This window comes from Arthrobacter globiformis, assembly GCF_003261175.1.
In the GTDB taxonomy this organism is placed as follows: Bacteria; Actinomycetota; Actinomycetes; order Actinomycetales; family Micrococcaceae; genus Arthrobacter; species Arthrobacter globiformis_A.
In genome coordinates, this window is record NZ_QLNP01000077.1 from 19,225 (window position 1) to 30,780 (window position 11,556).

An 11,556-nucleotide genomic window follows, 5' to 3' on the forward strand; every position below is an offset into this window, starting at 1 on the left:
AGTAGGCGCCCTACGCCGTTAAGCCGACGACGGTCGGGGCCTTCCCGGCTAGGCTCGGACATATGCAGCGCCGTTTCCGGGGACCGCCCACAGCAGCCATCGTGGTTGCCGTGGCCGTCTTCGAGGTGGTGGGCACCGTCTTCGCATCCGCCCGGCAGCCGGACCACCGGCCGCTGGATGCACTCGCGTTCGTCCTGCTGCTGGCGGGACCGGCCTCCCTGTCGCTGCGGCGCCGTGCCCCGCTGGTGATGCTTCCGGCCGCGGCGGCGTCCGTCGCGGCTTATCTGGCACTCGGCTACGCGTGGGGGCCGGTGTTCCTGTCCCTGGCGCTGGCGATCATGTTTTCCGCCGCTGCCGGGAAGCGTTGGCAGACCTGGACCGTGGCCGGGTCATGCGCAGCCGTCCTGGTAGCCGCGGCGGCCGGCGGCGACGAGTTCGCCCTGATCAGGGCGTTTGCCGGCACCTCGTGGCTGGCCATTCTTGTACTGCTGGGGGAGGGTGTGCGGCTGCGCACCGACCGGGTGGCCGAACGACGCCGCCAGCACGAGGCCCGGGAGCAGGCCGCCCGCGACGAGTACCGGCTGACGCTCGCCCGGGACATCCACGACGTCGTTGCGCATTCCCTGTCGCTCATCAACGTCCGTGCCTCCGTGGCGCTGCACCTGGGGGAGAAGGACCCCGCTCAGTTCCGCCCCGCGCTGGAAGCCATCAAGACCGCGAGCAAGGATTCGCTGGCCGAGGTCCGCCAGCTCCTGGGCGTGCTCCGCGAGGACGCCCCGCTGACTCCCGCGCCGCCGCCGCGGCTGGACCGTATTCCAGGGCTCGCCGACGACGCCCGCCGCGCGGGGCTGGAAGTCAGCCTGACCCAGCCGGAGGCCGCTGCTGTGCGGCAGCTTCCGAACCCCGTCCAGGAAGCGGCATACCGGATCGTCCAGGAGGCGCTGACCAACGTGGTGCGGCATTCCGGCGCCCGGAAGGCCGCCGTCGTCCTTGCCCTGGAGGGCACGACGCCGGGGGGAAACCCGGGAGGGCAGCTCACCGTGACCGTTGACGACGACGGCGCGGGGGCCACCGGAGTGCCGGAAGGCAACGGGGTGACGGGGATGCGGGAGAGGGCGGCCGCCGTGGGCGGTTCGCTGCAGGTGGCGCCGCTAAACCTTGCGCCGCTGCATCCGGGCTGGCGGGTCCGCGCGGTGCTACCGGTCACCCGGCCGCTGGCCGGCCCCTTGCCGGGACCCGAACGGGAGACGCGGTGATCCGCATCCTGCTGGCCGATGACCAGACCCTCATCCGCGCGGGCTTCCGCGCCCTCCTGAACGCCGAACCGGACATGGACGTGGTGGCCGAGTGCGGCACCGGCCGCGACGCCGTCCGCCTGGCCGCCCGGGAGCGTCCCGACGTCGTGCTCATGGACATCCGCATGCCCGAGATGGACGGGCTGGAGGCCACCCGGAAGATCATGGCGGACCTGGGCCTTGCCGGCACTCGCATCATCATCCTCACCACGTTCGAACTGGACGAATACATCGCGGAGGCGGTGCGGGCCGGCGCGGCAGGGTTCCTGGTGAAGGACACCGAACCCGAGGAACTGCTCCGAGCCGTGCGAGTGGTCCACGACGGAGACGCCCTGCTCTCGCCGTCGGTCACCCGGCGCATCATGGCCCAGCTGGCGCTGCACTCCCGGGTGACGGCGGCTCCGGCGTCGCTGGCGAACATCACCGAGCGCGAGCGTGAGGTCCTCCGGCTCGTGGGGGAAGGCCTGAACAATGCGGAGATCGCAGAGCGGCTGGTGATCACGCCGCTCACCGCCAAGACGCACGTGTCGCGCATCATGACCAAGCTGCTGATCCGGGACCGGGCGCAGCTGGTGGTACTGGCGTACGAATCGGGGCTCGTCCGGCCCGGCTGGGCCGGCTGAGGCAGCAGGCACCTTTCGCCGACGCTCTCCCACCTCCTGCACCAAAACAACCGACCCTCTCTCACTCCCTGCGGGTCTCCTGGCGACGCTCTATCACTATCTGTAGCCTTCCTGACGGCGCTCTCTCACTCGGCCAAAGGTGTGCGGCCAGGAGGTGAGAGAGGGTCCTTTTGGAAGCCGCAGGAGGTGAGAGAGGGTCCTTTTGGAAGCCGCAGGAGGTGAGAGAGGGTCCTTTTGGAAGCCGCAGGAGGTGAGAGAGGGTCCTTTTGGAAGCCGCAGGAGGTGAGAGAGGGTCTTGGCCGGCTGAGGCAGCAGGCACCGGACTCCCGCCGGAGTACGCGGGGCACCCAAGGTGACTCCCGGCGTCGGACGACCCGCCGCCGTCGGACGGCCAGACTCGAACCAAAGCCGAAAGCCGGCCCGTACCGAGATTTTGGGAGCACGACATGACTTCATCCCTAACCACCACGTTCGCGGTCCAGTCCGCGCAGCTGCTGGCCGATCCCGCCACCCACGGCCCGTGGGGCACAGGATTCTCGCCATGGTTCCTGCTGTTCCCGCTGTTCTGGATCCTGGTGATCGGACTGTTCATCTTCTTCGCCCGGCGCACCTGGCGCAGGAACCACGAGTGGGCCACCGCCCGCGGCGGCGAAAGCGTCCTGCGCGAACGCTACGCACGCGGCGAAATTGACGAGACCGAATACCGCCAGCGGCTGGAGGTCCTGCAGGAGGACTCACGGGGGAACCGCAGGTAAAGCCTGCCGCAACGCGAGGTCAGGTATCGCCCAATAAAGGGTCCGGATTGGGCGACATCTGACCACGCGTTGCTGTCCGGTTCTTGAGATTTAGCTATTCCTTTGGCCCTCGCCGCGTACTAGCGTGATGGGGTGCCCGAACTCCATTCCGCCGAAGGAACGTCCAAGAAGCCTGTGTCCGCCCACGAGACAGGGCCCGAGAAACATAAAGAGCCCGCCGCGCCGCAGTACGTGATTACCGCAGAGAACCTGACCAAGACCTACGGCGACGTCATCGCCGTCGACGGCATATCCTTCAGCGTTCCCGCTGGCGAGTCCTTCGGACTGCTCGGGCCGAACGGCGCGGGCAAGTCCACCACCATGAAAATGATCGGCGGAGTGTCCCAGCGGACGTCCGGGAACCTGACCATCATGGGGCTGGATCCCGAGCAGAACGGTCCCGAGGTGCGCGCGCACCTGGGCGTGGTGCCGCAGCAGGACAACCTGGACGAGGAACTCAAGGTCCGGGACAACCTGCTGGTCTACGGCCGCTACTTCGGCCTGCCCATGAGCTACCTCAAGCCCAAGGCCGACGAACTGCTCGAGTTCGCGCAGTTGACGGACAAGGCCAAGGCCAAGGTGGACGCCCTGTCCGGCGGCATGAAGCGCCGCCTCACCATTGCGCGCTCGCTCATCAACGAACCCCGCATCCTGCTGCTCGACGAGCCCACCACCGGCCTGGATCCGCAGGCGCGGCACATCCTATGGGACCGGCTGTTCCGCCTGAAGGAGCAGGGCGTCACGCTGATCCTTACCACGCACTACATGGACGAAGCCGAGCAGCTGTGCGACCGGCTGATCGTGGTGGACAAGGGCCGGATCATGGCGGAGGGATCGCCGGCCGCGCTCATCCGGGACTACTCCACCCGCGAGGTCCTGGAGCTGAGGTTCGGGTCGGAGCGCAACGCCAGCATCGGGGCCGAGCTCGAGGGCATCGGTGAACGCCTGGAAACGCTCCCGGACCGGGTGCTCATCTACACGCACGACGGCGAGGCAGCGCTGGAGGAAGTCAGCGCTCGCGGGCTGCGGCCGCTGACGTCGCTGGTGCGCAGGTCCTCGCTGGAGGATGTATTCCTCCGGCTCACCGGCAGGAGCCTCGTTGACTGAGGCGTCGCCTGCTGTGGAAAGCCCGACGGCGGGACGCGCCTTGCGCGCGCACCCTCCCGAGGTGTCGGCCGCCAGGGCGCGGCGCTGGGGCGCCTTTTACTACGCGGAGCAGGTGCTCCGCGTCATGAAGGGGTACGGCTGGTCCATCTTCCTGTACAGCGTGGGCCAGCCCGCCGCGTACCTGTTCGCGATGGGCGTCGGCCTGGCCACGTTGGTAGACACCAACGCTGTCTCCGCGTTCGGCGGCGTCAGCTACATCGCCTTCATCGCGCCGGCCCTGCTCGTCTCTGCGGCGGTCATGACCGCCGCCACCGAATTCACGTTCCCCGTGATGGACGGCTTCAAATGGCGGCGCGTTTACTACGGGCCGCACGCCTCCCCGCTGACGCCGGAGCAGATCGCGGCGGGGCAGATCATCGCGGTGACCCTGCGGTTCCTGCTGCAGTCCGTCATCTACTTCGTGATCGTGGCCCTGTTCGGCGCATCACCGAGCGGCTGGGGCTGGGGTTCCGTGCTGGCGGCAACCCTGGCCGGGCTCTCGTTCGGCCTGCCGCTCATGGCGTACGCCGCATCCATCAAGGAGGACAAGGGCCAGTTCGCCATGGTGATGCGGTTCATCGTCATGCCGCTGTTCCTGTTCTCCGGCACGTTCTTCCCGCTGGACACCCTGCCCGTGCTGGTCCGCTGGATCGGCTGGATTTCGCCCATCTGGCACGGCACGGAGCTGGGCCGGGTGATGACCTTCGGCTACGAGGAATCCCCGGTGCTGACCATCATCCATGTCGTGTTCCTGCTGGCCCTCGCCTGGTTCGGCTGGGTGCTCACCAAACGCCAATTCGTCAGGAGGATGGGGCAGTGACAGTCCTGACCCACGGCCACGCCGTCACGGACGAAGCCCGGAACCGGCGCTTCGGCCCGCTGTACTCGCGCAACGCCCGCGCGGTGATCGGGCGCGGGCTCATGGCCACCAAGAGCAGCAACTGGATGGTCATGCTGTCCGGGTTCTTCGAGCCGGTGCTGTTCCTGATTTCCATGGGCGTCGGGATGGGTGCGGTGGTGGGGTCCGTCGCCGGGCCGGGCGGCCAGGAGATCAGCTACGCGGCGTACATCGCCCCGGCGCTCCTTGCGGTCTCGGCCATGAACGGGGCGGTGTACGACTCCACCTGGAATGTCTTCTTCAAGATGAACTTTGCCAAGCTCTACCAGGGGATGCTGTACACCTCGCTCGGGCCCATGGACGTGGCCATCGGCGAGATCTTCCTGGCCCTGCTGCGCGGCCTGCTGTACGCCACCGGATTCACGGCGGTCATGGGGCTGATGGGCCTGATCACCACCCCGTGGGCGCTGCTGATGATTCCGGCCTCGGTGCTGATCGCGTTCGGGTTCGCCAGCTTCGGCATGGGCATCACGAGCTTCATGAAGACCTTCCAGCAGATGGACTGGGTCAACTTCATCATGCTGCCGATGTTCCTGTTCAGCGCCACCTTCTATCCGCTGAGCGTCTACCCCGAATACATTCAGTGGCTGATCCAGGCCATGCCGCTGTGGCACGGCGTGGAGCTGCTGCGGCAGATCAGCGCGGCCTCCTTCACCCCGGCGACGGCCATCCACGTGGGCTACTACCTGGTGATGATCGTGCTGGGCCTGATGCTCACCACCGGCAGGCTACGGAGCCTGTTCCTGAAGTAGGCAGGTGTTCGCGGCCGGCGATCCTGCACGTGTTCGCCGCCGGTGGAAGCGTCCTGGGGTGGTCTGGGGATTTGAGAGAATAGCTTCATGCAATCTCTGGGCAGCTCCAAGTCGTCATCCACCCCGGGCCGGGGCGGATTTTCCATGTTCCGCATCAGCGGTCCGGGCCTGCTGGTCCTGATCACCGCCTTCCTCGTGGCCGTGATCTTCGCAGCCAACCAGAACGACGTCGTCGGCTGGGTTGTTGCGGTCATCGCGCTGTTCTGGCTGGCGCTGGCGTCCTTCGTGGTCTTCAGCATCCAGCGGGCGGCAAAGAAGGCCGGGGCAAAGATCAACGAGGCGCACAACGCGTTCAACGCCGCCACGGGCCGCGCACCCTCGACCGTTTTGGCCGACCACGGCGGAACCCGCTTGGTCCGTGAACGCGGCGAGGCTGAGGAGATCCGGGACATGAAGCTCGACCACTCCTTCAAGATCGTGCAGGTGCAGGTGCGCGTGGTGGAGCAGGAGCGGGCCAAGGGCGCAGCTGCGGACCAGGACACCATCCGCCGCGCCCTGGAGACCATCGAAATCACCGCTACCAACGCACGTGACATGATCAAGTCGTCCGGCGGCTCCGGCGAGCCCGTGACCGGAACCATCATCGACTAGAGTGGAACGGGTGAGCTCGGCATTGAAGAAGGACCACCTTCGCATCGCAACAGTCAACGTCAACGGCCTCCGTGCTGCCTACAAAAAGGGCATGTCGGAATGGCTTGCGACCCGCGAAGTGGACATCCTGACGCTGCAGGAAGTCCGGGCCCCTGACGCCATCGTCCGCCAGCTCATCGGCGAAGGGTGGCACATTCTGCACGCCGAAGCCGAGGCCAAGGGCCGCGCCGGCGTCGCCATCGCCTCCCGCGAGGAGCCTCTCGTCACCCGCGACCACATCGGCGATGACTACTTCGCCACGGCCGGCCGCTGGGTGGAGGCTGACTTCCGGGTCCGCGACGCCGAGGGCAACGCGTCCCAGCTGACCGTCGTGAGCGCCTACGTGCACTCAGGCGAGGCCGGCACCCCCAAGCAGGAGGACAAGTACCGCTTCCTGGATCTCATGAGCGTGCGTCTGCCCGAGCTCAGCAAGCACAGCGACCACGCCCTGGTCACCGGTGACCTGAACGTCGGCCACACCGAGCTGGACATCAAGAACTGGAAGGGCAACGTCAAGCGTGCCGGCTTCCTGCCGGAGGAGCGCGCCTACTTTGACCGCTTCTTCGGTGAGGAGATCGGCTGGAAGGATGTTCACAGGGGCCTGGCGGGCAACGTCAACGGCCCCTACACCTGGTGGTCGCAGCGCGGCCAGGCCTTCGACAACGACACCGGCTGGCGCATCGACTACCACCTGGCCACCCCCGCCCTCGCGGCCGCAGCAGTTTCGGCCGTCGTGGACCGGGCGCCCTCGTGGGACACCCGCTTCTCTGACCATGCCCCGCTGGTAGTGGACTACCGGCTCTAGTTCCAAAGGCCCCGACGAATGACCTCCACTTCCACCGTGACAGACGCCGCAGCTGCGCAGCCCGAAGCAGCAAACGGAACCCAGCCTGCTGCCGGGATCCGGCACCGCATCCTGTCCGGCATGCAGCCCTCCGCCGACTCGCTGCACCTTGGCAACTACCTCGGCGCCCTCGTGAACTGGGTGCGGATGCAGGATGAGTACGACGCCATCTTCTTCATCCCCGACCTGCACGCGATCACAGTTCCCCAGGACCCCGCCGAGCTGGCGCGCCGGACGCGGGTCACGGCGGCGCAGTACATCGCCGGCGGCGTGGACGTGGACAAGTGCACCCTGTTCGTCCAGTCCCAGGTTCCCGAACACGCCCAGCTGGCCTGGGTCCTGAACTGCATCACCGGCTTCGGCGAGGCGTCCCGCATGACGCAGTTCAAGGACAAGGCGCAGAAGCAGGGCTCGGACCAGGCCAGCGTGGGCCTGTTCACCTACCCGATCCTCCAGGCCGCGGACATCCTGCTGTACCAGCCCCACGGCGTTCCGGTGGGCGAGGACCAGCGCCAGCACGTCGAGCTCAGCCGCGACCTCGCCACCCGGTTCAACTCCCGCTTCGGCGAGACCTTCACCGTGCCCAAGCCATTCATTCAGCTGGAATCCGCGAAGATCTACGATCTGCAGAACCCCACGGCCAAGATGTCCAAGTCGGCAGAATCCCCGGCCGGGCTGATCAACCTGCTGGATGATCCGAAGGTCATCGCCAAGCGGATCAAGTCGGCCGTCACGGACACAGAGACTGAAATCCGGTTCGAGCGGGAAACCAAGCCCGGGGTCTCGAACCTGCTGACCATTTACTCGGCCATCACGGGCCGGTCTGTGGATGCACTCGTTGGCGACTACCAGGGCAAGATGTACGGCCACCTCAAGGTGGACCTTGCCGAGGTGGTGACGGAGCGCCTGACCCCGATCCGCGACCGCGCGAACGAACTGCTGGCCGACCCTGCCGAGCTGGACCGCCTGCTGGCCCACGGCGCCGACAAGGCCCGCGCAATTGCCTCAGCCACCCTCGCGGACGTTTATGCCAAGACCGGCTTCCTGCCATATGCCGGAGCCCGCTAGCGAGATGCCGGCCACCATGCCCGCCAACAGCGGAGTCAGCAACGGAATGAGCCTCGGGGTCATTCTGGGCTTCCCGCCTGAAATCGCCGAGGAGCTGCAGCGGTGGCGGGCGTCCTTCGGGGACCCCATGGCCACCGTTATTCCGGCGCACATCACGCTGGTCACCACCACGCCCACCCATGACTGGGAAGCGGCCCGTGACCACGTGCGGCAGGTGGCCCGGACGCAGGCGCCGTTCATGGTGACCATCTGCGGCACGGGGTCCTTCCGGCCCGTCTCCCCAGTGGTCTTCATCAACGTGGAGGACGGCTTCCAGGAATGCGTCGACCTGCACGAAAAACTCCAGACCGGACCGCTCGCACGTGAGCTGCCTTTTGCCTACCATCCCCATGTGACCATTGCCCACGACGTCGCACCCGAGAGCCTCGATGAGGCCGAAACGGTGCTGAAAGACTACAGGGCCACCTTCCCGGTGGTTAGCATGGGACTTTACGAGCACGACACCGACGGTATTTGGCAGCTACGGGAAGAGCTTGACTTTGGTACCGAACCAGACGACGAACGGGACGCACTCCGGGCACCAAACGCCGACGGAGCCACCGCTCCCCACTGAGCGAGCGCAGTTGTTGCTGGAGGTCATCCGCAAGCAGGTGGAGTGGGGCAAAGCCCGCAGGTCCGGCCAGGGAACGTTTCCCCAGCTCATGGCCCTGGTCCAGTGGCTGCAGGCCCGACTGAACGCCTTCCGCCCGATGCGGGCTTGGCAGCACTACACCCGGCAGCACGGTCCGCTGATGAGCGCGGGCATCGGCTTCAACATGTTCTTCTCCATCACCGGCCTGCTGGCCACCGGGTTCTCCATCGCTGGGCTGGCGCTGCGCGGCCAGCCGGCACTCCTGGACCGGATCACCGCCAGCGTGGCCGCAAGCGCCCCGGGGCTGCTGAAGGTCGACGGCGGCGATGGGCTTGTCGATCCGAAGGACCTCCTGAACCCCGACGGTCTTGGCTGGACTGCATTGATCGCCGCCGTCGTTACCGTCATCACGTCCCTGGGCTGGATCGCCGGCCTCCGGGAGGGGTTCCGCGGAGTGATGATGCTGGGTCCGCTCAAGCTCAATCCTGTGGTTCTCAAACTGCACGACGCCGGTACCTTGCTGCTGCTCGGCGTCGCCTTGGTCATCAGTTCGGGCGCGTCCCTCGTGTTCGGCACGGCGGCGGGCTGGGCGATGGAGCAGCTACGCCTGGACCCGGCCGTGGCCGGCCCAATGGCGGCCCTGATCAAGATCGCCGTGCCACTGGTCCTGAACTGGATCACGGCGCTCATCATGTTCCGTCTGGCAGGAGGCCTGAAGCTGTCCCGGCGGGCGCTGCTGGAAGGAACCATCCTCGCGGGCGTGGGCACCACCGCGCTGCAGGTCTTCAGCACCGAGCTGCTGGCCGGTGCCGGACGCAACCCCATCCTGGCGCCGTTCGCGATCATCATCGGGCTGCTGATCTGGTTCAACCTGGTCAGCCAGGTCTACCTAGTGGCGGCGGCCTGGTCCGCGATCCGTGAGGAGGACCTGAAGGCCTCTCCTGCAGCCAAGACCACCGGCTGGGGGCCACGGCAGGTGCAGCCCGGAAAGACGCCGGTGGAAGGTTACCACCCGGCCGGACATCCGCGCCCCATGGGCGTCAGTGTCCGGCGTCGAGGTACTGGTCGGCCCACGCCGCGATGATCTTCGCGGCCCGCGCCGCCTGCCCCTTGCCGGTCAGCAGATGGTCGCTGCCCTCCAGCGAGACGAAGTTCCGCGGATGGCGGGCGGTCTGGAAGATCGTGCTGGCGTTCTCGATGCCCACGGTGTTGTCCGTGGGGGAGTGCAGGACCATCAGGGGCTTGTGCAGCCGCCTGATGCAGTCCGTGAGGTCGGCGTTCTCGAGGTCCTCCACGAAGTGCCGGCGGATTTCCACGCGCTTGCCGCCCAGGTCCACCTCGGCGCTGCCTTCGCTGAGGATCCTGTCGAGCGCCGCATCGAAGACGTGGGCTACGTGCTTGGGGGAGAAGGGCGCCCCAACTGTGGCGACCGCATCGAGTTCCGGGATCTCGGACGCGGCCGCGAGCACGGCGGCGCCGCCGAAGGAATGCCCCACCAGCAGGGAGATGGCCCGGCCCTCGGCCCGCATGTACTCCGCGGCCCGGACCGTGTCCGCCACCTTGTGGCTGAAAGACCCGGCGGACCACTGGCCCGCCGAGCCGCCGAGGCCCACGTTGTCGAACCGGAGCATGCCGATCCCGTTGTCCGCCAGCGCCTTGCACATCCGGGATGCCGCGGGGCTGTCCTTGCCCAGCGTGAAGCCGTGCGAAAAGACGCCCCAGCCCTTCACCGGGCCGTCCGGCACATCGAGGATGCCGGAGAGCAGTTCTCCGGTGGTGCCTTCGAACGAGATTTTTTCGGAGCGGTGCATCTGTTCCTCCGCTTGGTTGAGTTGGGCCCACGCCCGCTGGTTGAGCCTGTCGAAACCCGGGATTTCGCTCCCCACCAGCCCCCTAAGCTCGCAAGCTCGCTCAGGGAATCCGGCCGGCGTGGCCCCAGGCTCAACCACCGGAGCCGGATAAACGACGACGGCGCCGCTCACCGTACGTTTACCGTACGTGTTGAGCGACGCCGTCGTCCGCGTTTAATCCTTAGATCTTGCGGGCCAGGATGGCCTGCTTGACCTCTGCGATGGCCTGCGTGACCTGGATGCCGCGGGGGCAAGCCTCCGAGCAGTTGAAGGTGGTGCGGCAGCGCCACACGCCTTCCTTGTCGTTGAGGATCTCCAGGCGCATGTCGCCGGCGTCGTCACGGGAGTCGAAGATGAACCGGTGGGCGTTCACGATCGCTGCCGGGCCGAAGTACTGGCCGTCGGTCCAGAACACCGGGCAGGAGGACGTGCACGCGGCGCAGAGGATGCACTTGGTGGTGTCGTCGAAGCGCTCACGGTCTTCGGCGGACTGCAGGCGTTCCTTCGTGGGCGCGTGGCCCTTGTTGATGAGAAACGGCATGACCTCGCGGAAGGACTGGAAGAACGGCTCCATGTCCACGATCAGGTCCTTCTCCACCGGCAGGCCCTTGATGGGCTCAACGGTGATGGGCTTGGACGTGTCCAGGTCCTTCAGCAGGGTCTTGCAGGCGAGGCGGTTGCGGCCGTTGATGCGCATGGCATCGGAACCGCAGACGCCGTGGGCGCAGGAGCGGCGGAAGGAGACGCTGCCGTCGATTTCCCACTTGATCTTGTGCAGGGCGTCCAGCACGCGGTCCGTGCCGTACATGGTCAGCTTGTAGTCGTCCCAGCGGGCTTCGGCAGAAACCTCGGGGTCGTAGCGGCGCACGCGCAGGGTGATGTCGAACGTCGGGATTTCCCCGCCGCCGCCAACACCGGCGGGAAGTTCGATCTTGGAGGCTGGCTCAGCAAGTTCAGCGGACATA

13 protein-coding genes are annotated in these 11,556 nt (G+C 66.9%); 11 read left to right on the top strand and 2 right to left on the bottom strand.

Annotation, left to right across the window (positions count from 1 at the left end; all coding sequences use genetic code 11):
- Positions 1-62: 62 nt before the first annotated feature.
- From DBZ45_RS11605 to DBZ45_RS11655, 11 genes are all read left to right on the top strand, one after another.
- Positions 63-1,256: a sensor histidine kinase gene (locus DBZ45_RS11605; RefSeq protein ID WP_111904057.1), complete on the top strand. Its 1,194-nt coding sequence runs from the start codon at positions 63-65 to the stop codon at positions 1,254-1,256.
- On the top strand, positions 1,253-1,918 hold the full coding sequence (locus tag DBZ45_RS11610) for a response regulator (RefSeq protein ID WP_111904058.1): 666 nt from the start codon (positions 1,253-1,255) through the stop codon (positions 1,916-1,918). Before DBZ45_RS11605 ends, DBZ45_RS11610 begins: the two co-directional genes overlap by 4 nt.
- Before the next feature lie 446 nt (positions 1,919-2,364).
- A complete protein-coding gene (locus DBZ45_RS11615) occupies positions 2,365-2,673 on the top strand; it encodes an SHOCT domain-containing protein (RefSeq protein WP_223257033.1) in 309 nt (102 codons plus the stop codon).
- A 174-nt stretch (positions 2,674-2,847) separates the two neighbouring features.
- On the top strand, positions 2,848-3,819 hold the full coding sequence (locus DBZ45_RS11620) for an ABC transporter ATP-binding protein (protein WP_190243107.1): 972 nt from the start codon (positions 2,848-2,850) through the stop codon (positions 3,817-3,819).
- A complete protein-coding gene (locus tag DBZ45_RS11625; RefSeq protein ID WP_223257034.1) occupies positions 3,812-4,678 on the top strand; it encodes an ABC transporter permease in 867 nt (288 codons plus the stop codon). Before DBZ45_RS11620 ends, DBZ45_RS11625 begins: the two co-directional genes overlap by 8 nt.
- Positions 4,675-5,508 carry an ABC transporter permease gene (locus tag DBZ45_RS11630; RefSeq protein ID WP_111904060.1) on the top strand — a complete coding sequence of 278 codons (834 nt, stop codon included), beginning with the start codon at positions 4,675-4,677 and terminating at the stop codon, positions 5,506-5,508. Before DBZ45_RS11625 ends, DBZ45_RS11630 begins: the two co-directional genes overlap by 4 nt.
- 87 nt (positions 5,509-5,595) lie before the next feature.
- Positions 5,596-6,159: a hypothetical protein gene (locus DBZ45_RS11635; protein ID WP_111904061.1), complete on the top strand. Its 564-nt coding sequence runs from the start codon at positions 5,596-5,598 to the stop codon at positions 6,157-6,159.
- 10 nt (positions 6,160-6,169) lie between these two features.
- Positions 6,170-7,003, top strand: a complete 834-nt coding sequence (locus DBZ45_RS11640; protein WP_111904143.1) for an exodeoxyribonuclease III — start codon at positions 6,170-6,172, stop codon at positions 7,001-7,003.
- Between the two features lie 18 nt (positions 7,004-7,021).
- The gene (trpS, locus tag DBZ45_RS11645; protein ID WP_111904062.1) at positions 7,022-8,110 is read left to right on the top strand and encodes a tryptophan--tRNA ligase; all 1,089 of its coding nucleotides are present in this window, start codon (positions 7,022-7,024) and stop codon (positions 8,108-8,110) included.
- 16 nt (positions 8,111-8,126) lie between these two features.
- Complete coding sequence (locus tag DBZ45_RS11650) at positions 8,127-8,723, top strand: 2'-5' RNA ligase family protein (RefSeq protein ID WP_223257035.1); 597 nt, start codon at positions 8,127-8,129, stop codon at positions 8,721-8,723.
- Positions 8,724-8,760: 37 nt separating this feature from the next.
- Positions 8,761-9,825 (top strand): YihY/virulence factor BrkB family protein, encoded by a 1,065-nt coding sequence (locus DBZ45_RS11655; RefSeq protein ID WP_190243108.1) that lies wholly within the window; start codon positions 8,761-8,763, stop codon positions 9,823-9,825.
- Here the strand turns inward: DBZ45_RS11655 and DBZ45_RS11660 are convergent.
- On the bottom strand, positions 9,782-10,552 hold the full coding sequence (locus tag DBZ45_RS11660) for an alpha/beta hydrolase family protein (RefSeq protein ID WP_111904065.1): 771 nt from the start codon (positions 10,550-10,552) through the stop codon (positions 9,782-9,784). The two genes, DBZ45_RS11655 and DBZ45_RS11660, sit on opposite strands and share 44 nt — an antisense overlap.
- Before the next feature lie 220 nt (positions 10,553-10,772).
- Positions 10,773-11,555 (bottom strand): succinate dehydrogenase iron-sulfur subunit, encoded by a 783-nt coding sequence (locus DBZ45_RS11670; RefSeq protein WP_111904067.1) that lies wholly within the window; start codon positions 11,553-11,555, stop codon positions 10,773-10,775.
- Position 11,556 lies beyond the last annotated feature (1 nt).

Bases quoted from the DNA above. Each gene is read 5' to 3' on its own strand.
- DBZ45_RS11605 (WP_111904057.1), top strand. From the start codon at position 63: ATGCAGCGCCGTTTCCGGGGACCGCCCACAGCAGCCATCGTGGTTGCC.
- DBZ45_RS11615 (WP_223257033.1), top strand. From the start codon at position 2,365: ATGACTTCATCCCTAACCACCACGTTCGCGGTCCAGTCCGCGCAGCTG.
- DBZ45_RS11635 (WP_111904061.1), top strand. From the start codon at position 5,596: ATGCAATCTCTGGGCAGCTCCAAGTCGTCATCCACCCCGGGCCGGGGC.
- trpS (WP_111904062.1), top strand. From the start codon at position 7,022: ATGACCTCCACTTCCACCGTGACAGACGCCGCAGCTGCGCAGCCCGAA.
- DBZ45_RS11650 (WP_223257035.1), top strand. From the start codon at position 8,127: ATGCCCGCCAACAGCGGAGTCAGCAACGGAATGAGCCTCGGGGTCATT.
- DBZ45_RS11660 (WP_111904065.1), bottom strand. From the start codon at position 10,552: ATGCACCGCTCCGAAAAAATCTCGTTCGAAGGCACCACCGGAGAACTG.
- DBZ45_RS11670 (WP_111904067.1), bottom strand. From the start codon at position 11,555: ATGTCCGCTGAACTTGCTGAGCCAGCCTCCAAGATCGAACTTCCCGCC.